Below are 24,280 nucleotides of genomic sequence, written 5' to 3' on the forward strand. Positions count from 1 at the left end.
CCCCTATTCCTCTAGCATGCGCTTCAACAATTCGATTTCCTGCGCCAGTTCCACGTCGTCCTTGATCATCTGCTCGACCTTGCGGACCGAATGCAGGACCGTCGTGTGGTCGCGGCCGCCGAAGCGACGGCCGATTTCGGGCAGGGAGCGCGAGGTCAGGGCCTTGGCGAGGAACATGGCGATCTGGCGCGGGCGGACGACGTCGCGCGAGCGGCGGGCTGACAGCAGTTCGTTGCGCGGTACCTTGTAGTGGCGGCTGACGATCTTGAGGATATCCTCGATACGGACGCGACGGGCTTCGCGCGAGCGGATCAGGTCGCCGAGCGTTTTTTCGGCCAGCGGCACGGTGATCAGTTCGCCGGTCAGCTGGTTGGCGGCGACGAGGCGGTTGACGGCGCCATCGAGGTCGCGGCCATGGCTGATCACGGCGCGGGCGATATAGTCGATCACAGGCGCCGGGAAATGCATGCCGTAGCGGGCGGTGGAATAGTCGGCGCGGCGCTGTACGATCGCGCGGCGCAGCTCGAGGTCGAAGCCGGAGATCGGTACGACGAGGCCACCCGAGAGGCGCGAGCGCACGCGCTCGTCGAGCATTTCGAGATCGCGCGGCGGCGCATCGCCGGCCACCACGACCTGCTTGGCGCCGGTGAGCAGCGTGCCCAGCGTGTGACCGAATTCTGTGGCCGACTTGCCCTGCAGGAACTGCATGTCGTCGATGAGCAGCAGGTCGACGCGGCGCAGCCATTCCTTGAAGCCCAGCGCCGACTGGCGCTGCACGGCGGTGATGAAATGGTACATGAAGTGGTCTGCGGTCAGATAGACGATGTTCTTGCTGGCATCGGCCGACTGCACGGCATGGGCAATGGCATTGAGCAGGTGCGATTTGCCCAGGCCCACCGTCGAATGGATATAGACCGGATTGAAGGTCACGGTGTTGTTGGCGGCGGCATTGGCGATCTGCTTGGCGACGCCGAAGGCCATCTCATTGGCTTCGCCGGCCACGAAATTGTCGAAGGTCATGCGCGCATCGATGGCGCTGCCGGAAAGGGCATCGCCCTTGGTGGCGGTATTGTCGCGGATAAGGCGCGGCATGGCCGGCGCCTGGGGCGCAGCAGCGCTCGTAGAGGCTGGGGCTTCCGTAACGGGCTGAGCCGCAGCGGGCTGGGCAACGCGCGGGCGGGCCTGGCCATTGACGCGCAGGGTCACCTGCACCCGGCCGATGGTCTCGTCGTCCTGACGGAAGGCTTCAAGCAGGCGCTCGGCATAGTTGGACTGCACCCAGGAGCACAGGAAGCGGGTGGGCGCCGACAGATGCACCACGTCATCGACGATCTCTTCGAGTTCGAGGCTGGCGAACCACGAGGTGAACACATCCATGCCGACCGATGCCTTGATCCGGGCCCTCACCCTGGTCCAGAGCTCGCGCTGGCCTTCGGTGGAATCGGATGTGGTCATGACAGGAGTTTCGCCTTTGCTGATCGTGGTGGAGGACGGTTGATTGGTTCGAGCCCAATCATCCCTTCCGGCGGTCGCCTGTCGCATCATTGGTAGCCCCATTTCCATAGTCCGGTCGGCCCGCAAAGTCCGCCGGCATTTTGTTGCCTTGATTGCCATGGGCAGACCCTTCTGGTCCGGCTTGCATGGCTTCGCCCCTGCGCCCGCTTCCACGGGCACAACATTCCTGTCCGGTGGTTTGACCCACCAGCGTCGCACTCAACTCTGTCGTGAACCCGGCCTCGTCCGGCCGGCGTCTTACTAACTTGCGCCAGCCCTGCCCGGACCGACGGCTAACCCAACCTTCACCAACTCAAACTGCTCCAGCCAACGCTGGAACCAGCTAAAAAACGACGCCCCGAAAATGACCATGTCACCTCGTTTGAACGCTCGTCCATGGCGTCCTAATTCAAGCTGACGAGATCACTTTAGAGGGACGATTTTGGCCCCGCAACCGGCTTATCTTCAAAATGGGGGCTTGACTCCGAGGTTCTGATTTTTGACCCCGGTCCCCATCAAAAAGCCCTCAAACCAAGGCTCTGTGACTCAACGCAGATTCCCGTCACACAGGGTCGCCGAGAGGTAAAAAATATATTTCCTCGCGGTCCCAAATTTGCTGACATAACTGTCTTGATGACGCTTCGAAGAATGTCCGACTTTCCCGCAAGTGGTTGACGGAACTATCGAAACTGCCTTCAGGCAGTTTCAGTGCCACCCATTTGGGTTGTGTCACGTCGTTGACACATACGCATCAAATCGGAAAAACCTTGCGCGCCTACCATACAAACAAAATGGGCTCCTCGCGGAGCCCAGTTTCGTCTTGCCGCTGGCCGCCCGTCAAGGCGCCGCGACGGGGTCAATCAGGCGCTGAGCGCCTTGACACGGCTATTGAGGCGGCTGACCTTGCGGGCGGCCAGATTGGCATGAACGATGCCCTTGGTCGCAGCGCGGTTGATCTCGGGAGCGGCGACAGCCAGGGCTTCCATGGCAAGCTTGTGATCGCCGGCAACGATGGCCTCTTCAACCTTGCGGATGAAGGTGCGGACGCGCGAGCGGCGCGACTTGTTGACCGCGGTGCGGGCTTCGATCTTGCGGGTAGCCTTCTTGGCTGACGGCGTATTGGCCATAACGGTCCTCTTGGCGTCCAACCGGCCGAAAGCGCACTGATGGCACAGGCGACCGGGATGAAATGAAATCGGCGGCACATCGACTGCCGCCAAGTTGGGCGGTCTATAGGGGATGAGGGGGCGAGCGTCAACTGGAATCAGGGGGCAGTGGCTATGCGGCGTGCCTTCGGCCCATGCCTGCCCGCCCACCGGCCGTCACCCTCGGGCTTGACCCGAGGGCCCTGTACCTACCAAGCGCTCCGCAAGTGTAGAGCCCTCGGGTCAAGCCCGAGGGTGACGATCGCGTTTGTTGGCGCTACAGCGCACCCATCCTAAGGCGCCTTCTGACATACCGGGCAGAAGAACGTCGATCGCCCCGACTGTACGATGCGCTCCACTATCCCCGTGCACAGCGGCGTCGGGCAAGGCTCACCCTCCCGGTTATAGACGGCGAACCGATGCTGAAAATAGCCCGAGCCACCCTCGGCATTCCTGAAGTCGCGCAACGTCGACCCACCCACCTCGATCGCCTCCACCAGCACTTGCCGCACCGCATGCGCCAGGTCCTCCAGCGCAGCCTTGGGCTTGCCCTTTGCTGTGACCAGCGTGCCGGCCAGCACGGTCGGCAGGATATGCGATCGATGTAGAGCTTCGGCGACATAGATATTGCCCAGGCCTGCCACCACCCGCTGGTCGAGCAGGGCGGCCTTGATCGGCGCCTTCTTGCCCCCAAAGGCGGCAGCCATTTCGTCGGCATTGAAATCATTGCCCAGCGGCTCGGGGCCGAGGCCTTTGAGATACTCGCTGTCCGCCGGATCATCGAAGAGATCGACAAAGCCGAAGCGGCGCGGATCGGCATAGATCAGGTGGCTCTTGCCATGCGTGGGATGGAAGATGTCCCAGACCATGTGGTCATGCTTGGGCTCGGTGCCCGGCTCGTAGTAGCGCGGTGGCTTGTCGATGGAATGCTCCATGAAGCGCCAGGAGCCGGTCATGCCCAGATGGCTCAGCACCGTCTTGCCGTTGTCGAGCTTGATCAGCAGATATTTGGCCCGCCGCGCCACCGAAACGATGGTCGCGCCCTCGATCTCCTTGGCCAGGCCCTCGGGAAAGGGAAAGCGCAGGTCTTTCCGGTTGAGCGTAACCTTGTCGATCCGCGCCCCTTCCAGCCACGGTTCGAGCCCGCGGCGGACGGTTTCGACCTCTGGCAGTTCGGGCATGAAAGACCTCTTTACCTGTGCGGCTTTGCGCCATGGCAAAGCCAATATCGCTTCTATATGGTGCGCCGCAATCAGACAGTAGCAGGGCGTCCGCCATGACCAACGCGCAAGAAACCACCCATTTCGGCGAGCAGACCGTGGCGCTGGACGACAAGCAGGGCCTGGTCAATAAGGTCTTCCACGACGTTGCCGACCGCTACGACCTGATGAACGACCTGATGAGCGGCGGCATTCACCGCATCTGGAAGGATGCCATGGTGGCCGACCTGGCGCCGCCCAAGAACGGTTCGCGCGGCTACCGCGTGCTCGACATGGCTGGTGGCACCGGCGATGTCGCCGAGCGCATCGTCAACGCCTCGGTGGGCTATGCCGAGGTGGTCGTGTCCGACATCAATGCGGACATGCTGCGGGTGGGCGCCGAGCGGGCGAAGAGCTGGCGTTATCCGGCGCAGGCCAGCTTCGTCGAGGCCAATGCCGAGGAACTGCCCTTCGCCGATAACAGCTTTGACGCCTATACGATCGCCTTCGGCATCCGCAACGTGCCGCGCATCCAGCAGGCGCTGGGCGAGGCGCATCGCGTGCTCAAACGCGGCGGCCGTATCCTGGTGCTCGAATTCAGCCAGGTCGACGTGCCCGGTTTCGATTCCATCTATAAGGCCTTCTCGGACCGCGTGATCCCGCCCATGGGCAAGCTGGTCACCGGCGACGCCCAGCCCTATCAGTATCTGGTCGAATCCATCCGCAAGTTCCCCAGCCCGCCGCTGTTTCAGTCGATGCTTGCTCAGGCCGGCTTCAAGCGGGTGAAGCACACCCCGTTCAGCGGCAACATCGCGGCGTTGTTTTCGGGATGGAAGATTTAGCCGGATGCTGATCCCTGCCTATTTCCGCCTTGCCCGAGCCGGCTATGTCCTGGCCCGGGAAGGTGCGCTGTCCATCATCTCCGCCAAGGATTTGCCGCCGCCGCTCAAGCTCGGCATCTGGCTCGGGCGGTTGATCGAGCGGCCCAGTGTGCGCAAGACCGGACATGTCGAGCGCCTCAACAAGGCCCTGAACCGACTCGGGCCGACCTATGTCAAATTCGGCCAGACGCTGGCGACCCGTCCCGATGTGGTCGGCGCCGATATCGCCAATGACCTGGCGGGCCTGCAGGACAAGATGGAGCCGTTCGATCCGGCTTTAGTCCCGGCCATCTTGATCGAGGCGCTTGAAGGCAAGGCGGCAGAACTCACCGAGCTCAGCCCGCCCATTGCCGCAGCGTCTATCGCCCAGGTGCATCGGGCCAAGCTGCGTCCGGCCGATGGCTTGCCCAAGACCGTTGCGGTCAAGATACTCCGCCCTGGTGTGCAGCAGCGCTTCATGGCCGATATCGAGAGCTTCTATGCGGCAGCAAGGCTGGCCAATCGTCTTGTGCGCTCCACCAAGCGCCTCAAGCCGGTCGAGGTCGTTGAAACGCTCGATCGCTCCGCCCGGCTGGAGCTGGACCTTCGCCTCGAGGCGGCGGCCATTTCCGAGATGGCCGAGAATATCAAGGACGATACCGGCTTCGTCATCCCCACGGTGAGCTGGGATCATGTGGCGCAGAATGTGCTGACCACATCCTGGGTCGATGGCATCCCGATCCGCGACCATGCCGCGCTCGAAGCCGCCGGGGTGGATCGCAAGGCGCTGGCGGCGACGTTGCTGCAGAGCTTCCTCAAGCACGCCATCCGCGATGGCTTCTTCCATGCCGACATGCATCCGGGCAATCTCTTCGCCGATCCGCGAACGGGCGATGTGATCGCGGTCGACTTCGGCATCATGGGCCGCATCAACCGCAAGGAACGCCGCTTCCTTGCCGACATCCTCTATGGCTTCATCGTCAGGGATTATCGCCTGGTGGCCGAGCGGCATTTCGATATCGGCTATGTGCCCAAGGACCAGTCGGTCGACGACTTTGCCCTCGCCATCCGCTCCATCGGCGAGCCGCTGCATGGCCGCACGGCCACCGATATCTCGATGGCGCGAGTGCTGGGCCAGCTCTTTGTCATCACCGATCTGTTCAATATGCAGACCCGCCCTGAGCTGGTGCTGCTGCAGAAATCCATGGTGCTGGTGGAGGGCGTGGCGCGGGCGCTCGATCCGGCGCTCGACATCTGGACCGTGGCCGAGCCGGTGGTTGGCGACTGGCTGCGCAAGGAGGCGGGCCCTATGGGTCGCATCGCCGACCTCAAGGATCATGCCAAGACCATTGCCGAGGCGGCTGGTCGCGTGCCGGTGATTCTGGCGCAGGCCGAACTGGCTTTGGCCGATTATCATGCCAACAAGCATCGCCAGCACGACGGACTGATGCGCTGGGCGCTGCTGGGGCTGATTGGTGTCGTCGGCGCGACGTTCGTCGCCCTGCTCTGGCGGCTGATCACCATGCCGTCATGGTAGCCCGCTTGCCGCGTCAATGACTTAGCCCTAGATTGCCTCGCACTAGGTCGGGAGCGTCACCATGAACCTTATATCCATCGGCAAGCTCGCCGCGACGATGCTGCTGGCTGGCGCGCTGGCTGGCTGCATCGATGCCGAGGTCGATGTCGTGCTGACCAGCGAGACTACCGCCAGGGCGACGATGACCCAGGTGATGGGCGCCGACTTCTATTCCATGGTCAAGATGAGTGCGTCCGAGACCGAGGCCGACGCCCCCAAGGACGACGATTTTTGCGCCGATGGCGACCTTACCAAGAATGCCGATGGCACCGCCACCTGCGTGATCGTCGAGGAAGGCAAGTTTGCCAGGCTGACCTTCGGCAATGACGAGCCGACCATCACCTTTGCCAGCGCCGGGCCAGGACTGGTCCGGGTGTCGCTACCCACCGCCGAAATGCGGGACGAGGTCGGCGCCGACGAGGGCATAGACGAAGAAACCAAGGCAATGGTCGAAGCCTTCTTCAAGGGCCATGGCATCACCGTCCGCTTCTCCGGCGCCGAGGTCACCGAGACCAACATGACGCTGTCTGAGGACAAGACATCGGCGGAGTCGGAGATCCAGTTTCTCGACCTGATCAACGGTACGGCGGAACTGCCCGACGAACTCTATGCCGTGGTGCGGGCGCCCTGATGCCTGACAGCAGCGTTTCCGTCGAGCTGATCTGGTTGCCCCATGGACAGGGACTTCCCTTGCCACGGCAGCAGACATCCGGCGCGGCCGGTCTCGACCTGGCGGCCGCGATCGGCGCCGGCGAGGCCATCAGCATATTGCCCGGCGACTACGCCAAGATTCCCACCGGACTCGCCATTGCGCTGCCCGACGGTTTCGAAGCCCAGGTCAGACCGCGGTCCGGGCTTGCCGCCAGACATGGCGTGACGGTGCTCAACAGCCCCGGCACGGTCGACGCCGATTATCGCGGCGAAGTCATGGTTCTGTTGATCAACCATGGCAAGGAAGCCTTCGTAGTTCGCCGTGGCGAGCGTATCGCGCAGATGGTCGTGGCGCCGGTGAGCAAAGTGGTTCTGATCGAAGTCGCAAGTCTTGATGCAACTGACCGGGGAGATGGCGGGCATGGTTCGACTGGGCGCTAGTCTGTTTGCTATGCTGATAACCGTTACGTCTGCCTTTGCGGGCGATCGGGCGGTCATAGACTTTATCGGTTTTTCCGATGACAGCCGCTATTTCGCCTTCGAGGAATACGGCATCCAGGATGGCTCCGGCTTCGCCTATTCGAGCATCTATATCGTGGACCTCAGCAACGATACCTGGGTGGTCGGGACCCCCATCCGCATCCAGGCCGATGACGAGACGGTCAGCCTCAGCCAGATTCGCGCCGAAGTTCAGCTACAGGCCGCCGACGATATCGAGACGCTCGATATCAACGTGCCGGTCGAGATCGCGGCGCTGATCGGCGACGGTACGCCCGGTAGCGATGCGCAGACGCTACGCTTCGGGGTGCCTGCCTACACTCCAGGCGATGTCTCGGGCGATTACGAGCTGCAGCTCTCCAGTTTCGCCGCCAAGGCCGCTTCGCCCTGCCAGGAATGGTTCGGTATCGATCCGCTGGGCTATGAGCTCAGCATCAGCGACAACGGCAATGAGCGCCTGTTGCACCGCGACGCGACGCTGCCGCGCTCGCGCGGCTGCCCGATGGCCTATCGGCTCTATGGCGTGGTGCTGCCGTTCCAGGCCGGCTCGATGGGCGATGCCGTCGGTATCGTCTCGGTCTATCCAGGCGGTTTCGAGGGCCCCGACCGCCGCTTCATCGCGGTGCCGCTTGGCCTCTGACCCGCTTTCACCCGAGGAGACCCGTCGCTATTCGCGGCACCTGGTGCTCAAGGGCATAGGCGGCAGCGGCCAGCAGGCGCTGAAGGCTGCGCGGGTGCTGGTGGTCGGAGCCGGTGGCCTGGGCAGCCCTGCCATCGCCTATCTGGCTGGCGCGGGTGTCGGAACGCTAGGCGTGGTCGACAATGATCATGTGTCACTGTCCAACCTGCAGCGGCAGATGATCCACACCACCGATGGTATTGGCGACAGCAAGGTCGACAGCGCCGGCCGCTTTGTCCATGCGCTCAATCCGCATGTGGACGTAGTGCTGCACCGCGAACGGATTGGTGACGACAACGCCGAGACAATTGTCGCCGGCTACCACCTGGTGCTCGACGGCACCGACAATATCGCCACGCGACGCGCCGTCGCCTCGGCCGCCGAAACCGTGGGCCTGCCGCTGGTATCGGGTGCAGTGTCGATGTTCGACGGCCAGGTGACGGTCTTCGCGCCCGGCGGCCCGCGCTTTGGCGACCTCTATCCCGCCGAGGCCAATGACGAGGACCTGCCGAGTTGCGAGGCGACCGGGATACTGGGTCCGCTCACCGGCGTCATCGGCACGCTGATGGCCATGGAGGCGCTGAAACTGATCACGGGGATTGGTGAGCCGCTGATCGGGCGCGTGCTGACTTACGATGGTAAAGGCGGGCGGTTTTCAGAGTTCTCGTATTAGGCAAGTGCCACGCCCTCGTGGTTCGAGGCTCGCGAAGAGCTCGCACCTCACCATGAAGGCTACTCTGGATTTAGTGTTTCAGTAGCCCTCATGGTGAGGTGCGCTTCTTCAGCGCCTCGAACCACGAGGGCGTGCCACTACGCATCCGGATGCTTGAACACCAGCGCGGCATTGGTGCCGCCGAAGCCGAAAGAATTGGATAGCACGACGCCCAGGTCCACGTCGTCGCGCCGCTGCCGCACGATCGGCATATCCTCAAACGCCGGGTCGAGCGTCTCGATATTGGCGCTTTCGGCGATGAAGCGGTGTTTCATCATCAGGATCGAATAAATCGATTCATGCACGCCTGTGGCGCCCTGGCTGTGGCCGGTCAGCGACTTGGTCGCGGCGATGGGCGGGCACTTGTCCTCGTTGCCGAAGAGCGCGCGGATCGCTTCGATCTCGCGCAGGTCGCCCACTGGGGTCGAGGTGGCATGCGGGTTGATGTAGTCGACCTTCGGGCCAACATTCTTGAGCGCCATGCGCATGCAGCGCTCGGCGCCTTCGCCGGACGGGGCGACCATGTCGAGGCCATCCGAGGTTGCGCCATAGCCGATCAGCTCGGCCCAGATCCTGGCGCCGCGCGCCTTGGCATGCTCGTATTCTTCCAGCACCAGCACGCCGGCGCCGCCGGAAATTACGAAGCCGTCGCGCGCTGCGTCATAGCATCGGCTGGCCTTGGCCGGGGTTTCGTTGAAGTCCGAGCTCATGGCGCCCATGGCGTCAAACAGGTCAGACAGCGTCCAGTCGAGATCCTCGTGGCCACCGGCAAACACGATGTCCTGTTTGCCCATGATGATCTGTTCCATGGCATTGCCGATGCAATGCTTGGACGTCGCGCAGGCGGCGGTGATCGTATAGTTGATACCCTTGATGCCGAAGGGCGTGGCTAGCGTTGCCGAGGCCGTCGAGCCCATGGCCTTGGGCACGGCCAGCGGTCCGATGCGCTTGGGGCTGGTATTCTTGCGGGTGATATCAGCTGCTTCGACGATTGTGCGGGTCGATGCGCCACCCGAACCCATGACGATGCCGGTCATCGGGTTGGAAATGTCGGATTCCTGCAGGCCCGCATCGGCAATGGCCTGTTGCATGGCGAGGTAGTTCCAGGCCGCGCCCTTGCCCATGAAGCGGGTGACACGGCGATCGAGGATTTCGAACGGATCGAGATTGGGGTCGCCCTTGACCTGGCTGCGAAAGCCCAGCTCGGCATAATCTGGGGCGGCCACGATGCCTGGCTTGGCGGCACGCAGGCTTGCCGTGACCTCGTCCAGGCTATTGCCGATCGAGGAAATGATACCCATGCCGGTGACGACAACTCGTCTCATCTTGGCCTCGCTCCGTCGTCTTGTTTGGGCGCCTTTTGCGCAGGCGCCTCATTATATGGTTCAAAACCCAGCACAATGAAGGCCGGTCAGGCGACCTGTTCGGCTTTCATCTGGGCGTCGGTAAACAGGCCCACACGCAGGTTGGCCGCCTCGTAGATCACCTTGCCGTCAGCCTTGACCCAGCCATCGGCGATGCCCAGCGTCAGGCGGCCCTTCATCACGCGCTTGAGGTCGATACCGTATTCGACCAACTTGACGTCGTCAGTCACCTGGCCGGTGAACTTGATCTCGCCACCCAGGGCGCGACCCTTGCCGGGCTGGCCGATCCAGCTGAGGAAAAAGCCGGTCATCTGCCAGACGGCATCGAGGCCCAGGCAGCCCGGCATCACCGGATCGCCGATGAAGTGGCACTTGAAGAACCAGAGGTCCGGATTGACGTCGAGTTCGGCGCGCACCATGCCCTTGCCGTAGGCGCCGCCGGTCTCGTCGATCTGGGTAATGCGATCAAACATCAGCATGGGCGGAGCCGGCAGGCGGGCATCGCCCTGTCCCGGCAACTCGCCACGGCCATGGGCCAAAAGCTCTTCATACCCAAATGCGCTCTGCCGTTCGGCCATGCATGCAACCCCAATTAACCTTGCTTTGTCTCGTATAGGGGCGTGCTGGGAGGGTCAAGCCGAAGCCCCATGCACCATTGGGTGAAACGTTTACCTGCGGCGCCCGTGCCGCTTGTGTGAAAATTCCGCCATGACTATAAGGAACGCAGCACTTTCCGGCCCTTTGCTCGTATTTCCAAGGACCCAATGACTGATCGTACCCAGACCGCCCGGTCACTTCCGTCGCGCAAGCCCTGTCTGACCGCAGTGCTGCGCATGGCCGGTCTCCGTCCGACCCGCCAGCGCGTTGCCCTGGCCGAGCTGCTGTTCGGTGGCCCGCATCGCCATGTCAGCGCCGAGCAATTGCATGGCGAAGCCACCGAGGCCCGCGTCGGCGTGTCGCTGGCCACCATCTACAATACGCTGCACCAGTTCCACGAAGCGGGCCTGCTGCGCGAAGTGGCGGTCGATGCCTCGCGGTCCTATTTCGATACCGATACCTCCGACCACCACCACTTCTATGTCGAAGACGAGCAGCGGATGATCGATATCCCCGCCTCCTCGGTCGAGTTCCTGAGCCTGCCCGAAGCCCCCAAGGGCATGAAGGTGAGCCACGTCGACGTGGTCATCCGGGTGCGCAAGGCGCAGGCCTAAGACTTAGGCAGCCAATCTATTCGGGATCTGCAGGACCTTGGCTAGCCTATGCCCGATAATGTTACTATGTAAGTTACATTATCGGATTGCAGGTCATGAAACCCAATGCCTTCGGAACCCACGCCAACCCTTCCTATGCGGATGGCCCGCCGCGGCAGGTGCCTGGCTTTGCCGATCTGCACCGCATGGTGTCGATGCTGCTGGCCGAGCGCGTCCCGGCCGATGGTGGGGTCCTCGTCCTGGGTGCGGGTGGCGGACTTGAGCTGAAAGCACTGGCGGAGCAGCATCCTGGCTGGTCGTTCGATGGCGCCGACCCCTCTGCCGACATGCTGACTTTGGCCCGGGAGACGGTCGGATCAGCCATCGATCGCGTGCAGCTGCATCACGGCTATGTGGATGTCGCGCCGGACGGCCCGTTCGATGGCGCCGTGAGCCTGCTCACTTTCCATTTCATCCCGAGGAATGAACGTCTCGATACACTCAGGCAGCTCCGTCGCCGCCTCAAACCCGGTGCGCCGCTGGTGCTGGCCCATATCAGCTTCCCGCAGACCGAGCCGGAGCGGTCGCAATGGATCGCGCGGCATGTCCGATGGCCGGCGGCGCCGGGCACCAGCGAAGCACAGCTGGAGGCGGCGCAGCTGGCCATTGGCACGAGGCTGTCCATCCTGGCGCCGGACGAGGAGGAGGGCATGCTGCGCGAGGCCGGGTTTTCCGGCGTCAGCCTGTTCTACGCCGCGCTGAGCTTCAGGGGCTGGGTCGCTTATGCCGACTGACAGCGTTAGAGCTTCCCGAACGCCACGCCCTTCCAGCCCCAGCCGTTCTGCTGGGCTACCGCGACCAGTGGGTCTTTGATCTCGTTTGTCGCGAACTTGTATTGGTAGACTTTGCCGTAGCCGGAGAGGTCTTCCTTGAAGGCATAGGCGGTGCCGAAGCTGAATTCCGTCTTCTGGCCGCGGAAGGTTTCGACGCTGAGCGACAGGGTCGGCACGCCGGCGCGCCACTCCACAGTCCATTCTTGGTCGACGGCCCGAACCTCGCCCTTGGCCTCGTCGAGCTTCATCAGCACCTTGAACACCTTGGTGAGGCTGGCCTTGGCGAAGATCTCGTACCAGCGCGCATCGACGATCTTCCATTCGGCGACCAGGTCGCAGCCCTCGGGCGCACCGTCACGAATGAGGAAGGGAGCCGTGTCGCGGTTGCTGTCCAGCAGCGCCTGGCGCAGCGTTGCGGCGGGCCGTCTGGCGACTCCCGCCGGTGCTGATTTGGAGCCGGTGATCCAGTCGAAAAGGCCCATGTCCAGTCCCTCCGGGAGATGAAATCGCCCGCGGCCAAGGTGACAAGGCCGATGCGCATCGCCATATTGCGCCCGCGGGAAACAGCGGCAAGGGTGGTCGATGAGCCAAAAGGTTAATCTCAACGCCTATTTCGAGCGAATCGGCTTTGCGGGTTCGATCGCCCCGACCTTGAGCACCCTCGAACTCATCCACGCCTTGCATCCGGCGGTGATCGCCTTTGAGAATCTGTCCCCCCTGATGGGTGACACGGTGTCGCTGGAGCAGCCTGACCTCGAACGCAAGCTGCTTGCAGATCGGCGCGGTGGCTACTGTTTCGAGCACAACCTGCTGCTCATGCGCATGCTGCAGGACCTGGACTACAGCGTTCGACCGTTGCTGGCGCAAGGGCTGTGGACCAACCCGGACAATGTCAAACCAAGCCATCTGGTTCTGCTGGTGGACATCAGCGGGCAGAATTACCTCGCCGATGTCGGCCATGGCGGCCTGACCCTGACGACCCCGCTCCGCCTGCGCGCCGGTGCCGAGCAGGCGACCCCGCATGAAACATTCCGTCTGGTCGGTGGCGACCCCGAATGGGTGCTCGAAGTTCAGATCGACGAGGAGTGGCGACCCGTCTATGGCTTCAACCTCGATCCGATCGATCAGGACCGGATCGACGCGGTCAACCTGGCCATGGCGACCGGCCCAGCTTCGCCCATGGTCGGTGAACTGCGCGTTGCCCTGTCCCCGAGCGGCAGACGGATCAAGCTTCACAATACACGGCTGACGATCCAGCCTGTCGGTGGCGAGAAGCAGCAGCGCGAGATTATCGGGATCGACGCGCTCCAGACTGTACTCAAGGAAGAGTTCGGCCTGAGCCTGTCTCAGGATGAACGCTTGAACCGGGCGTTCGAGCGCATCCTGCAAGCCGCAGCCCCGCCCCCTCCGCAGGGGGGCTGAGCCTTGCCGCCAGTCCATGTCGATCCGGCAAAGGTCCGCGAATTCGCCACCAAGGACGCGTTCTACGATTGGCTGGCCCAGCACCATGCCAGCGAAGACGAGGTGTGGATCCGCATCTTCAAGAAGGCCAGCGGTATCGAGACGATCTCGGCAGTCGAAGCCATCGACGTCGTGCTGTGCTGGGGCTGGATCGACGCCATCCGCAAGAGCTGGGACGACGAGAGCTTCGTGCAGCGCTACACCCATCGCGGCAAGAAAAGCGCCTGGAGCGATGTCAACAAGACCAATGTTGCCAGGCTGGTCGACGAAGGCAAAATGACCGAACATGGCCTGAAGCATGTCGAACTCGCAAAGGTCGATGGGCGCTGGGACGCATCCTACCGGACGACCATGGACGCGCCGGATGACCTGCTGGCCGCGATCGAGGCCAGCCCGGCAGCCAGTGAATTCTACCGCACGCTGACCGCCCAGAACCGCTTCGCGCTGATCTATCGCACGATCGCCCTCAAGACCCCCGCGGCACGGGCCCGCAAGATCGCCGGCTTTGTGGAGATGCTGGAAAAGGGTGAGACCATCTATCCACAGAAGGCGAAGGCGTGATGGCGACCTGGTTTGCCTTTTTGCGCGGCATCAACCTGGGCAGGCGCCAGATCAAGATGGCCGAGCTCAAGACATGTCTCGAAGCCGTGGGCTTTGCCGATATCAAGACCGTGGTCGCCAGTGGCAATGTGCGCTTCAGTGGCGAGGGCAAGGGCGAGGCCATCAAGGCCAGGATGGAAGCGGCCATCGAGGCCCAGTTCGGTTTCGCGGTCGGCGTCGTGCTGCGCTCTGAGGCCGAGCTCAAGGCCATGCTCGACAGCCGGCCCTTTGCCAGTCTCGATCCCAAGGCCGATGCAACCCGGCATGTGCTGATGTCCGATGGGCCACTGCCAAAGGGCATCACGCTGCACGGCATGCCCGGCGATACCGAAATCTTTCGCATCGATACCCGCGACCTCTATGTCGTCGGATATCGCCGCCCCAATGGCCGCTATACCGAAGGCGTCGAGGATGCGCTCAAGCCGCTTTATGCCAGGCTGGGTAAAGACCACCTCGACACCATGCGCAACTGGAACACGATAGAGAAGATGCTCGCATGATCACCGTTTTCGGCTCCACCAACCTCGACCAGATCGGCACCGTCAGCCGCCTGCCCAAGCCGGGCGAGACGGTGGCCGGCGGCACCTTCTCGATGGCCGCCGGTGGCAAGGGCGCCAACCAGGCGCTGGCCGCCCGCCGTGCGGGTGCAGAGGTTCGCCACGTGTCGGGCGTCGGCAAGGATGCCTTTGCCGATCTGGCTTTAGCCCTGCTACGCGACGGCGGTGTCGACCTCTCGGCGATGAAGGTCGTCGATGGCGCAACCGGCATAGCCATGATCTTCGTGGACAGCCACGGCGAGAATGTCATCGCCATCCTGCCGGGCGCCAATGGCGCGATGACCGCTGATGATGCCGACAAGGCGCTGGCCGGTGTCCGCGGCGGCGTCATGCTGCTGCAACAGGAGATTCCTCAGGTAGCCACCGAACGGGCGCTCGATATCGGCAAAGCGCAGGGCATCACCACCATCCTCAACACCGCGCCCTTCCTCGATACGACCGCGCAACTGGCGCCCAAGGCCAGCATCCTCATCGCCAACGAGACCGAATTTGCCCTGCTGACCGGTCGCGGCGTGGCCGAACTCGACGCAGCCATGGCCGACTGGGCCAGCATGCACCACCAGACTGTCATCGTCACGCTGGGTGGCGATGGTGCGCGGGCAGTGACCGCGGAAGGCAGGGCCATCCAGGTGGCGGCTTTGCCGATAAAGCCGGTCGATACGGTCGGCGCTGGCGACACCTTCTGCGGCTATCTCGCCGCGGGGCTCGATGCGGGCTTGGACCTAGAGGCCGCAATGAAGCGCGCGGCAGTCGCCGCCAGCCTAGCCTGCCTCAAGCCGGGCGCGCAGCCGGCCATTCCGATGGCGCGTGAAGTCGCGGCGGCAATGGGCTAGTGCGCGGCACCGCTGAACGTCCGGCGACAGGAGCGGGCCCGTCTTCTCGTCAGGACTTGGCCTTGAGCCGGACCATCAGCCCCAGATTGGGCACGCCATCGGCGTAAAAGCCGAGCGCCTGCTGTTCGGTCGCAATGGCGGCGCTGGTATCGTCACCCACCACGCCATCGGCCCGGGCGATTTCATGGCCTCGCGCGATCAGGACCCGTTGCAGCGCTTCTATCTGGGATGGCGTGGGCGGCGCGGCCTCAGTGGCCAACACGCGCCGGAAGTCGGCGGGCAACATGCCATGGGCCACGTCGGCACAGTAGAGCGCGCGGATGACGCGCGTGTCGGATGCCGAATAGTCCTGGATGTCGGTCCAGGGACCATAGAAAATACTGTCGGACTGATCGTTCAGGTCATTGGCCATGCCCAGCGACTGGGTGATCTCCTCGCGAATGATGTGATCGGTCTCGGCGCGCGTCAGCCCGGTGGTCGAAATCAGCACCTGCGCATCATAGAGACCGCTGCGATCGAACATCAGCCAGAAGAAGCCGTAGTTGACCGGGACATAGTTGGGATTGAGTTTGGGGAAATCATCCACCGGCGCAAACTGCACCAGCATTTCCGGATCGCTTTCCACCAACCGGATGCGCGTTGGAGCGATCAGCAGGCTCAGTTCGGCAATGACGTGTTCCAGCGTGTCGCGATCCTGCTTCGACCAGTCGCCGGATAGCCCGACCGTGATCTCGTCGCGCCACTTGTTAATGCCGCCGCCGCCATCGCCATATTCGGAGCCGATGGCGATGGATGCGGCGCGCTCGATATCGGCGGGCGAAAGAGCCACATTGCAGGCGGCCCAGGCCGGCGCACCCATCAGCGCCAAGGCGAGGCCGGCAACCGAAACCAAGCGCGACAGTCGAGCCATAGTGTCTTCCCCCCAATAGCTGATGAAAGAGATATAGCCGGACGGACTGACTGTCCGAACAAAAATGGCGCCCATTGCGGGGCGCCAGTTCAGTCGTTGGGAACGACCGGCTTCAGGGAGGTGGGAGTCTGGTTGGCGAAGGATGCGCGCGGAGCGCGCACCTCGCGGGAGGGCTTAGCCGTTATTGTTGCCCCAGCCATTGTTGTTCTGATCGCCGTTATTCTGCTCCGGCTTGGGCTCGGTATAGCCCTGGCGGGTGCCGCGGCGCTCGTTCATGAAGCGATCGAACTCTTCGCGATCCTTGGCCTTGTTGAGGTTGGCCATGTATTCGTGGAAGGCATCGATCTCGGCGTCGAGGCGGGCGCGTTCTTCTTCGAGGCGCTTGAGCTGTTCGGCACGGTAGTCGTCAAAGGCTGCATTGCCGCTCGAGTTCATGCCGTAGCTCCTGTGGTTGTTCCAGCCGCGATGTGCATGCTTGTTGGAGCTGCACCAGGCTTTGCCCTTGTTGAAGTAGGCCTGGGCCTTTTCCGGCGAGCCGCCGAACTTTTCACCCCAGAGGATGTAGCCGAGGACGGCCAGGCCAATCGGCCAGAACAAGATAAAGCCCAGAACCATGAGGGCGATGGTCAGCGGGGACCATTGAGGTTTGATGATTGCTGTGGTCATTTCGGTTTCACTTTCCCAGTCACGATGACCCTTAGGTGGCCCGCCCCGGGGTGGGATCAATCCTGTGCCTATGATTTTTTGGGCCTTGAAATGAAACTTCGCTATTCCCATAGCGGTCGCGAAATCCGCCTCGAAAGGGCCCTTGCATGACCATGATTCAGGCCGATGGCCTGCCCCTGCCGAACACCTGGCGTCCCTTGCGTTTGCAAACGCTGGTGCTGCTCCGCTGGCTGGCGGTTGGCGGGCAGGCGGTGGGGGTGCTGTTCGTCTATTTCGGGCTCGGTTTTCCATTGCCGCTGGTCGAGTGTTTTTTGCTGATAGCGGTCTCGGCGGCAGTCAATCTGTGGCTGATCGTGCGGCTGGGGCCCAGCCATCGACCGAGCTCGCTGTTCGCCGCCAGCCAGATCGCCTTTGACCTGCTGCAACTGGGCGGGCTGCTGGCCCTGACCGGCGGCTTGCAGAACCCGTTCTCGCTGCTGCTGCTGGCGCCGGTGTCGGTCTCGGCGACGACGCTGCCGCAGCGGTCCGCCTATATCATTGCCCTGCTCGCCGCCGTCATCGCCTCGGTGCTGTCGGTCTGGCATCTGCCGCTGCCCTGGGATCCGCTGGAGCGGATCGTGTTCAACCGCATCTATGTCATCGGTATCTGGGTGTCGATCATCTGCGGCGTGGTCTTCATCTCCGCCTATACCAATCGCGTGGCGCATGATGCGCGCCAGATCGCCGATGCTCTGGCGGCCACTGAGCTGGCCTTGTCGCGCAAGGAGCAGCTCTCGGCGCTCGATGGCCTCGCCGCCGCGGCCGCCCACGAGTTGGGCACGCCATTATCGACCATCGCACTGGCCGCCAAGGAAATGCGGGCCGACGCCGAACCGGGCAGCGATCTCGCATCCGATGTGGAACTGATCATCGAGCAGGCGGCGCGGTGCCGCGCGATCCTCGCCAAACTGCGTAATCTTGGCAGCGATGGCGGCGATCCGTTCGCCGCCGTGCCGATCACCGATCTTCTGGCCGAAGTCGCCCGCCCGCACGAGGCGCATGGCAAGGCGATCCTGTTCTACTACGAGCGCTCAGCCGGGCCCGCGCCGGTTTTCGTGCGCAGCGTCGGCCTGCTCTATGGGCTGGGCAATCTCATTGAGAACGCTGCCGATTTCGCCCGTGCCACCGTCAAGATTGAAGCCGCTTGGGACCGCGAGGCGATCTCGGTGACCATTACCGACGATGGCCCAGGCTTTGCCCCGGAGCTGATCGCCAGGCTGGGCGAGCCCTACCTCACCAGCCGGCCCCGCGATCCGCAGGGGCCCGATGCCAGCAAGCCCGGCGGGCTGGGGCTGGGCGTCTTCATTGCCAAGACACTGTTGGAGCGCACGGGCGGACGGCTGGCCTTCCAGAATCTGGCGCCCAATGGCCATGCCCAGGTGCGTATCGTGTGGCCCCGCACCGCGATTGAGGCGGAGATCCAGTGAACCTGTTTTGACGTATCTATTGCAAAGCCCTATGTGAGTGCCATGAGCACGATTGAAGAACTCCTGGCCACCGATCCCAGCCTGCTGCTGGTCGACGACGACGTGGCCTTCCTGCAGCGCCTTGAGCGCGCCATGGCACGCCGTGGCTTCGATGTCCGAATTGCCGGCTCCGTCGCCGAGGGCCTGGCCGCCGTCGCCGAAAAGCCGCCCGCTTATGCGGTGGTCGACCTACGCCTTGAAGACGGCAACGGCCTCGAAGTGGTCTCGGCCTTGCACACCAAGCGCCCCGATGCGCGGGCGGTCGTGTTGACCGGTTATGGCAATATTGCTACGGCAGTGACCGCGGTGAAGCTGGGTGCCGTGGACTATCTGAGCAAGCCGGCCGACGCCGACGATGTGATCAATGCCCTGCTGGCCACGGGCGAAGCCAAGCCCGAGCCACCGGAAAATCCGATGTCGGCAGATCGGGTGCGCTGGGAGCATATCCAGCGCGTCTATGAACTTTGCGATCGCAACGTGTCGGAGACGGCGCGGCGGCTCAACATGCACCGCCGCACCCTGCAGCGTATTCTGGCCAAGCGCGCGCCGCGCTAAAGCACGAAGAGCGCTTCGAAGCTCCCATAGATCATGCGGGCGCCGTCGAAGGGCATCTTCATCGCCTGCATGCGCGGGTCGGTCATCATCTTCTGGCCGGCGGCATCGCGCGTCGCCTGGTCAGGATACTCGATCCATGAGAAGACGATGGCCTCATCAGGCTTGGCCGCAACCGCTTTCATGAAGTCGGTCTGCTTGCCGGGAGGCACCTCGTCGGCCCAGGTCTCGACGATGCGCGAAGCACCCCACTGCTTGAACAACTCCCCGGCCTCGCGGGCATGGTCGACATAGGCCTGCTTGTTGGCCTTGGGCACAGCGGCGACAAATCCATCGACATAAGTCATCGGTCTTCTCCTCGGGGTGTGTGAACTAACGCCACCGTCTACCTGCGGTTGCGACAGCTTCTCGACAATGACGCATTGCTGGGGTCAACTCCGACAAACACATCAAAAGGAGCCGCCTATGACCGTCACTCTTCACTTCCACGGCGCGGCGGGCACGGTGACCGGTTCCTGCTATCGCGTGGTGCATCCGAGCGGGCAATTCCTCGTCGATTGCGGCCTGTTCCAGGGCAACAAGAGTGTTCGTGATCTCAACCTCAAGCCGACACCCTTCGATGCCAGGGCCATCGACTTCCTGCTGCTGACCCATGCCCATATCGATCACGCCGGCCTCTTGCCCAAGCTCTACCGCGAGGGCTGGCGCGGCCCGATGTGGATGACCGAGCCGACCGCGGGCCTGCTCGAATACCTGCTGCCGGACAGTGCCGGTATTCAGGAGAGCGAAGCCGAGCGCGAGACCAAGAAGCACAACCGGCGTGGTGAGGAGCCGGCAAAGCCGCTCTACACTATGGAGGATGCGACCGAGGCCCTGGCGCATCGGCTGACCTGCCAGTATGGCGAGTGGATCGAGCCGGGAGCGGGTGTCCGGGCCCGCTACTGGAATGCCGGTCACATCATCGGCTCGGCCTCTATCGAGGTCGAGGTCAAGGACGGCGACAAGACCATTCGCCTGATGTTTTCGGGCGATATCGGTCCGGACGAGAAGGTGTTCTACAACGAGCCGGAAGGCCCGGCTGGTTTCGACTATATTCTCTCCGAATCCACCTATGGTGGCCGCGAGCGCGAGGACTATACGCTGGTGCAGCGCCGTGAGGCGCTCAAGACCGAGATCAATGCCGCCATGGCGCGCGGTGGTAATCTGGTGATCCCCGCCTTCGCCGTCGAGCGCAGCCAGGAGCTGCTGCACGACATTGGCACCCTGATCAAATCAGGCGAGATCGACCCCAAGCTGGTCTTCCTCGATAGCCCGCTCGCGTCCAAGGTCACGGGCGTCTATCGGAAATACGCCAAGATGTTCGACGACGTCGAGCTGGGCGCCGACGAGCTGTTCAACGATCCGCGCTTCCGCATCATCGAGGCGGTAGAGGAGTCCAAGGCCATCAACATGATCCGTGGCGGCGCCATCATCATGTCGGCCTCCGGCATGGCCGACGCCGGGCGCATCAAGCACCACCTGCGCAACAACCTGATCCGCGCCAATGCCACCGTGCTCTTTGTGGGCTACCAGGCGCCGGGCACGCTGGGCCATGTGATCCTCTCCGGCGCCAAGGAAGCCCGCATCCACGGCACACTGGTGCCTGTTCGAGCCACGATCCGCTCGATGGGCAACTACTCGGCCCACGCCGATCATTCCGAACTGATGGCCTGGATCAAGGAGCGCCTGCCGGCGCATGGCGCGATCTTCCTGACCCATGGCGAGGACGAGGAGCGCAAGGCCCTGCGCCAGGCCATCCTGGGGCTCGGTCTCTCCGGTGACCAGGTGATTACGCCACTGCTCGACGACTATTTTGAACTGACCGCCGTGGGCGTGCGGGCCAAGGTGCAGGCGACCAAGCCGCGCATCGACCCCGTGCAGGTGCATTCGGACTGGCACAATGCCTTTTCCGATTTCACCATCCGCTTGAGCCAGCGGCTGCAATCGGGCACCGATGCTGAAAAGCTGGCGGTGATGCGGGCGCTGCAGCAGGAGCTATCGGACCTGGGCGCTGCACCCTCACCGGCCCATGTGGCGACGCCGATCACACCGGTCGAGAACCAGAGCTTCGACGAATAAGCGGAAGAAGAGTCCTTCTTGGATACCCCGGCCTCCCCCCTTTCAGGGGGAGGCTAGGTGGGGGTACTCTTCGCCTTTGCCCCCAGCCGCCCTGCCATCAGCCAGGTCAGGATCAGCAACGGGATCAGCATCGCAAACGCCGACCTGATCCCAAAGCCCTGCGCCACCGCGCCGATCAGCCCCGGCGCGCCAAGATTGACCAGTTGGAAAATCAGCGTTGTCGCCGCCACGTTCTGGCTGGCGGGCCGGTCGCCGATGCGGGCGGCGGCCGAAACGGTCAGCGGGTAGAGCACGCAGATGCCCACGCCCACCAGGCCGAAGCCGGTCAGCGCCAGTACGGCATTGGGGGCGAGGACCACGAGCGTCATGCCGGCCACGGCGATGCTGGCCAGCACGCGCGCCACGACCACCGGCCCGAAACGCTCGATCCAGCGGTCGGCGACTAGTCGGCCAACGGCCATGGTCACCAGCAGGGCCGGCAGCGCCATTGATTCGATCCAGGCGGCGATCTCGAAACTGTCGCGTAGATAGATGATCGACCAGGCCCGCGCCGCGCCCTCGGTGAGCGCTGCGCCGAGCCCGAAGGCAACCAGTCCCATCGTCGCCAAAGTCGGCAGCGCAAAGCGCTTCTTGTTGTCGCCGGCATGCTCGCGTGCCGGAACGACCGGCATCGGCGCGACGATCAGCATGACCAGAAAGATCACCAGCGGTGCCAGCGTCCACAAGTGGACGGCGGGCGAAATGGCAAAGCCGCGCATGGCGGCGCCGAGCAGCGAGGTCAGCAGGAAGCCCACGCTCCAGGCGCCGTGGCAGGTGTTCATTACCCGCGAGCCAGTGGCAGCCTCGACCCTGTCGGCCTCGACATTGATCGCGACATTGGTCAGCGAAAAACCGACGCCGTTGAGGGCCATCAAGACGAACATCAGCGTGGCATTGGGAGCAACGGTGATCAGGGCTGCACCGATCGCCACCACCGGCATCAGCACCAGGATCAGTTTGCGCGGCCCGAAGCGCTCGATGACGAGGCTGGAGAACAGAAAGCTGGTCAACCCGCCGATGGGCTGGCCCATCAGCACGAGGCCGAGCTGGCCTTCGCTGAGGCCGAGGGCCAGCTGCAGGTCGGGAATGCGGGTATGGACCGCCCCCAGGGCGATGGCGTGAACGAAAAACAGCGCAATGATGCGCCAGCGTATTGGCATGTAACTCACTTCGGTCCGGGGTCCATCAACACGTGGATGCGGTCCGCGCCGAGCCGGGCCAGCTTGAGCATGAGTGCCTTGCGCCGGGCCGGGGCCATCGGCGTATGCGGGCTGTCGCGCAGGATGTGCCCGTCATGCCCGTCGGCGACGATGAGGCCTTCCGTCACCGGAAAGATATTGCCATCGAGCTCGGGCGGCTTGGCGAAGAAGAACCTGTCCGAGAACTCCCGGTATTCGTGCCACTTCTTGTCGACCTGGAAATCGATCAGGCTCGACTTGATCTCGACGATCCAGATTTCGCCCTTGGGCCCGACGCCGAGCACATCGGCGCGTCGGCCGCTGCGCAGGGTGACCTCGGCATAGCAGGCCATGTCATAGGTTTCGCGCAACAGCCGCATCACCCCGCGCTGCACGCGCAGGGCGGTGGCCGATTGGCGCAGGTCGACGATGGGGCCCAGGTCAGCCATGGGCGGGAGCGGGCTTGGCCCTGGCGGGCAGCGCCCGGATCACCAGCAGCGCCGCGATCAGCAATGGCACCACGACCCAGTAAGACATGCGGATGCCATAGGCCTCGGCGACGAAGCCAAGCAGTGGCGGTGCGAGGAAGAACACCACGAAGGTCATCTGCCCCAGCGAGGCGACATTGACCGAGGCCGGGCGGTCGGTGCGCTGGGCCGCTGCCGATACCGCCAGCGGATAGACAGCCGAGCAACCGATGCCGGTCAGGGCAAAACCAAGCAGCGCCACATATTCGTGCGGTGCGGTGGCCACGAGGACCAGCCCCGCAATGGCGATCAGCAGCAGCGTCGTTGCGACCACTCGCGGCGACAAACGATCGACCACGCCATCCATGGTCAGGCGGGCAATGGCCATGAACAGCGAGAAGACGGTAACGCTGAGGCCGCCAATGAAGGGCTCGACGTTGAACACGTCGCGCATATAGATCGCCGACCAGTCGATACCGGCGCCCTCTGCCAGCAGGGGCGCGGCGCCGATGATGCAGAGCGCGGCAAGGCCGATGGTCGGGAAGGCGATGCGCGGAGCGTCCCCGGAATGGGAATCAGGGCGCAGCGGCGCATTCTCGATGCCGCGGAACACGAACAACCCGGCTATCACCACGACGACGAACGCCACGACCAGGTGGATCTGCACCGGCACGCCAAGCTGCCGGATCCCCGCGCTGACCAGAGCGGTCACGAAAAATCCAAGGCTCCACATGCCGTGCGTGCGGCTCATGATGCCGTAGCCCAGTTGCGCCTCCAGCCGGTCGGCCTCGAGATTGACGATGATTTCGACCGCACCAGCGCAGATGCCGGCCAGGAACAGCAGCGGCACCACGAAGATGGCCGAGGGCATGAATGGCACCAGCGCATAGAGCGCCGAGGCGAGGAAGATCGTGACGAAGATACCCGTCCTGGCCGAATAGCGCGCGATCAGCGGACCGGAAAAGGTGAGGCCGACCAATGCGCCGCAGGACATGGCGATCAGCGTCAGCCCGAGCTGGCCTTCGCTCAGTTGGAACTGACGCTGCAGATCGGGCAGGCGCGACAGCATCGCGCCCATCGACAGCGCGAAAATGAAGAACACCCCGAAGATCCGGTAATGCGGACGCATGTCGATACTCCTTGCCCGGTTCTAGCGCTCAGCGGCGCCAGAACCTGTCAGCAATCATGTGTTA

The 24,280-nt window shown here is 63.4% G+C and carries 27 protein-coding genes; 15 read left to right on the forward strand and 12 right to left on the reverse strand.

What is annotated here, in order from left to right:
• Nucleotides 1-3: 3 nt before the first annotated feature.
• From dnaA to mutM, 3 genes are all read right to left on the reverse strand, one after another.
• On the reverse strand, nt 4-1,455 hold the full coding sequence (gene dnaA / locus IM737_RS13705; RefSeq protein ID WP_236894514.1) for a chromosomal replication initiator protein DnaA: 1,452 nt from the start codon (nt 1,453-1,455) through the stop codon (nt 4-6).
• A gap of 899 nt (nt 1,456-2,354) precedes the next feature.
• The gene (rpsT, locus tag IM737_RS13710) at nt 2,355-2,621 is read right to left on the reverse strand and encodes a 30S ribosomal protein S20 (protein WP_137150333.1); all 267 of its coding nucleotides are present in this window, start codon (nt 2,619-2,621) and stop codon (nt 2,355-2,357) included.
• A gap of 311 nt (nt 2,622-2,932) precedes the next feature.
• Complete coding sequence (gene mutM, locus IM737_RS13715) at nt 2,933-3,820, reverse strand: bifunctional DNA-formamidopyrimidine glycosylase/DNA-(apurinic or apyrimidinic site) lyase (RefSeq protein ID WP_236894515.1); 888 nt, start codon at nt 3,818-3,820, stop codon at nt 2,933-2,935.
• A gap of 95 nt (nt 3,821-3,915) precedes the next feature.
• Between mutM and ubiE the strand changes: the two genes are divergently transcribed.
• The 6 genes from ubiE to IM737_RS13745 all read left to right on the forward strand — a co-directional run bounded on the left by ubiE (nt 3,916) and on the right by IM737_RS13745 (nt 8,775).
• Complete coding sequence (ubiE, locus tag IM737_RS13720; protein ID WP_236894516.1) at nt 3,916-4,680, forward strand: bifunctional demethylmenaquinone methyltransferase/2-methoxy-6-polyprenyl-1,4-benzoquinol methylase UbiE; 765 nt, start codon at nt 3,916-3,918, stop codon at nt 4,678-4,680.
• Nucleotides 4,681-4,684: 4 nt separating this feature from the next.
• A complete protein-coding gene (ubiB, locus tag IM737_RS13725) occupies nt 4,685-6,235 on the forward strand; it encodes a 2-polyprenylphenol 6-hydroxylase (protein ID WP_236894517.1) in 1,551 nt (516 codons plus the stop codon).
• A 61-nt stretch (nt 6,236-6,296) separates the two neighbouring features.
• The gene (locus IM737_RS13730) at nt 6,297-6,905 is read left to right on the forward strand and encodes a hypothetical protein (RefSeq protein WP_236894518.1); all 609 of its coding nucleotides are present in this window, start codon (nt 6,297-6,299) and stop codon (nt 6,903-6,905) included.
• A complete protein-coding gene (gene dut, locus IM737_RS13735) occupies nt 6,905-7,366 on the forward strand; it encodes a dUTP diphosphatase (RefSeq protein WP_236894519.1) in 462 nt (153 codons plus the stop codon). Before IM737_RS13730 ends, dut begins: the two co-directional genes overlap by 1 nt.
• Nucleotides 7,347-8,063 carry a DUF2259 domain-containing protein gene (locus IM737_RS13740; protein WP_236894520.1) on the forward strand — a complete coding sequence of 239 codons (717 nt, stop codon included), beginning with the start codon at nt 7,347-7,349 and terminating at the stop codon, nt 8,061-8,063. The genes dut and IM737_RS13740 overlap by 20 nt, the downstream gene beginning before the upstream one ends.
• Complete coding sequence (locus IM737_RS13745; protein ID WP_236894521.1) at nt 8,053-8,775, forward strand: HesA/MoeB/ThiF family protein; 723 nt, start codon at nt 8,053-8,055, stop codon at nt 8,773-8,775. Before IM737_RS13740 ends, IM737_RS13745 begins: the two co-directional genes overlap by 11 nt.
• Nucleotides 8,776-8,912: 137 nt before the next feature.
• On the opposite strand, the gene fabB is transcribed toward IM737_RS13745, so the two are convergent.
• Entirely contained in the window at nt 8,913-10,139 is a 1,227-nt protein-coding gene (fabB, locus tag IM737_RS13750) for a beta-ketoacyl-ACP synthase I (RefSeq protein ID WP_236894522.1), read from the reverse strand.
• Between the two features lie 86 nt (nt 10,140-10,225).
• The gene (gene fabA, locus IM737_RS13755; protein WP_236894523.1) at nt 10,226-10,756 is read right to left on the reverse strand and encodes a 3-hydroxyacyl-[acyl-carrier-protein] dehydratase FabA; all 531 of its coding nucleotides are present in this window, start codon (nt 10,754-10,756) and stop codon (nt 10,226-10,228) included.
• A gap of 255 nt (nt 10,757-11,011) precedes the next feature.
• Here fabA and irrA point away from each other — a divergent pair, with 255 nt between their 5' ends.
• Nucleotides 11,012-11,389, forward strand: a complete 378-nt coding sequence (gene irrA, locus IM737_RS13760; RefSeq protein WP_236899927.1) for an iron response transcriptional regulator IrrA — start codon at nt 11,012-11,014, stop codon at nt 11,387-11,389.
• Between the two features lie 95 nt (nt 11,390-11,484).
• Nucleotides 11,485-12,162: a methyltransferase gene (locus IM737_RS13765; protein ID WP_236894524.1), complete on the forward strand. Its 678-nt coding sequence runs from the start codon at nt 11,485-11,487 to the stop codon at nt 12,160-12,162.
• 5 nt (nt 12,163-12,167) lie between these two features.
• Here the strand turns inward: IM737_RS13765 and IM737_RS13770 are convergent, their stop codons facing one another.
• Nucleotides 12,168-12,683, reverse strand: coding sequence for a hypothetical protein (locus IM737_RS13770; RefSeq protein ID WP_236894525.1), 516 nt, complete (start codon nt 12,681-12,683; stop codon nt 12,168-12,170).
• A gap of 100 nt (nt 12,684-12,783) precedes the next feature.
• On the opposite strand from IM737_RS13770, the gene IM737_RS13775 reads away from it, so the two are divergent.
• The 4 genes from IM737_RS13775 to IM737_RS13790 are packed head-to-tail and all read left to right on the forward strand — an operon-like array spanning nt 12,784 to nt 15,652.
• The gene (locus tag IM737_RS13775) at nt 12,784-13,623 is read left to right on the forward strand and encodes an arylamine N-acetyltransferase family protein (RefSeq protein WP_236894526.1); all 840 of its coding nucleotides are present in this window, start codon (nt 12,784-12,786) and stop codon (nt 13,621-13,623) included.
• 3 nt (nt 13,624-13,626) lie between these two features.
• A complete protein-coding gene (locus IM737_RS13780; protein WP_236894527.1) occupies nt 13,627-14,223 on the forward strand; it encodes a YdeI/OmpD-associated family protein in 597 nt (198 codons plus the stop codon).
• Nucleotides 14,223-14,762, forward strand: coding sequence for a DUF1697 domain-containing protein (locus IM737_RS13785; RefSeq protein ID WP_236894528.1), 540 nt, complete (start codon nt 14,223-14,225; stop codon nt 14,760-14,762). The genes IM737_RS13780 and IM737_RS13785 overlap by 1 nt, the downstream gene beginning before the upstream one ends.
• Nucleotides 14,759-15,652, forward strand: coding sequence for a ribokinase (locus IM737_RS13790; RefSeq protein ID WP_236894529.1), 894 nt, complete (start codon nt 14,759-14,761; stop codon nt 15,650-15,652). Before IM737_RS13785 ends, IM737_RS13790 begins: the two co-directional genes overlap by 4 nt.
• Before the next feature lie 49 nt (nt 15,653-15,701).
• Here IM737_RS13790 and IM737_RS13795 read toward each other — a convergent pair whose 3' ends face one another.
• Entirely contained in the window at nt 15,702-16,562 is an 861-nt protein-coding gene (locus tag IM737_RS13795) for a DUF2927 domain-containing protein (protein ID WP_236894530.1), read from the reverse strand.
• A 174-nt stretch (nt 16,563-16,736) separates the two neighbouring features.
• The gene (locus tag IM737_RS13800; protein WP_236894531.1) at nt 16,737-17,228 is read right to left on the reverse strand and encodes a DUF2852 domain-containing protein; all 492 of its coding nucleotides are present in this window, start codon (nt 17,226-17,228) and stop codon (nt 16,737-16,739) included.
• A gap of 146 nt (nt 17,229-17,374) precedes the next feature.
• Here IM737_RS13800 and IM737_RS13805 point away from each other — a divergent pair, with 146 nt between their 5' ends.
• Together IM737_RS13805 and IM737_RS13810 are read left to right on the forward strand one after the other, a co-directional pair.
• A complete protein-coding gene (locus IM737_RS13805; RefSeq protein ID WP_236894533.1) occupies nt 17,375-18,694 on the forward strand; it encodes an ActS/PrrB/RegB family redox-sensitive histidine kinase in 1,320 nt (439 codons plus the stop codon).
• A gap of 42 nt (nt 18,695-18,736) precedes the next feature.
• Complete coding sequence (locus IM737_RS13810; RefSeq protein WP_236894535.1) at nt 18,737-19,288, forward strand: ActR/PrrA/RegA family redox response regulator transcription factor; 552 nt, start codon at nt 18,737-18,739, stop codon at nt 19,286-19,288.
• Here the strand turns inward: IM737_RS13810 and IM737_RS13815 are convergent.
• On the reverse strand, nt 19,285-19,632 hold the full coding sequence (locus IM737_RS13815; protein ID WP_236894537.1) for a DUF1428 domain-containing protein: 348 nt from the start codon (nt 19,630-19,632) through the stop codon (nt 19,285-19,287). The genes IM737_RS13810 and IM737_RS13815 overlap by 4 nt on opposite strands.
• 118 nt (nt 19,633-19,750) lie before the next feature.
• On the opposite strand from IM737_RS13815, the gene IM737_RS13820 reads away from it, so the two are divergent.
• Entirely contained in the window at nt 19,751-21,403 is a 1,653-nt protein-coding gene (locus tag IM737_RS13820; protein ID WP_236894540.1) for an MBL fold metallo-hydrolase RNA specificity domain-containing protein, read from the forward strand.
• Between the two features lie 53 nt (nt 21,404-21,456).
• Here the strand turns inward: IM737_RS13820 and IM737_RS13825 are convergent, their stop codons facing one another.
• From IM737_RS13825 to IM737_RS13835, 3 genes are read right to left on the reverse strand one after another with little or no spacing between them, the layout of a single operon-like run.
• Entirely contained in the window at nt 21,457-22,602 is a 1,146-nt protein-coding gene (locus IM737_RS13825) for an MFS transporter (protein WP_236894548.1), read from the reverse strand.
• A 5-nt stretch (nt 22,603-22,607) separates the two neighbouring features.
• Nucleotides 22,608-23,069, reverse strand: coding sequence for an MmcB family DNA repair protein (locus IM737_RS13830; protein ID WP_236894550.1), 462 nt, complete (start codon nt 23,067-23,069; stop codon nt 22,608-22,610).
• Nucleotides 23,062-24,216 (reverse strand): MFS transporter, encoded by a 1,155-nt coding sequence (locus tag IM737_RS13835; RefSeq protein WP_236894551.1) that lies wholly within the window; start codon nt 24,214-24,216, stop codon nt 23,062-23,064. Before IM737_RS13835 ends, IM737_RS13830 begins: the two co-directional genes overlap by 8 nt.
• Nucleotides 24,217-24,280: the final 64 nt, after the last annotated feature.

This window comes from Devosia sp. SL43 (assembly GCF_021729885.1).
Classification (GTDB): domain Bacteria; phylum Pseudomonadota; class Alphaproteobacteria; order Rhizobiales; family Devosiaceae; genus Devosia.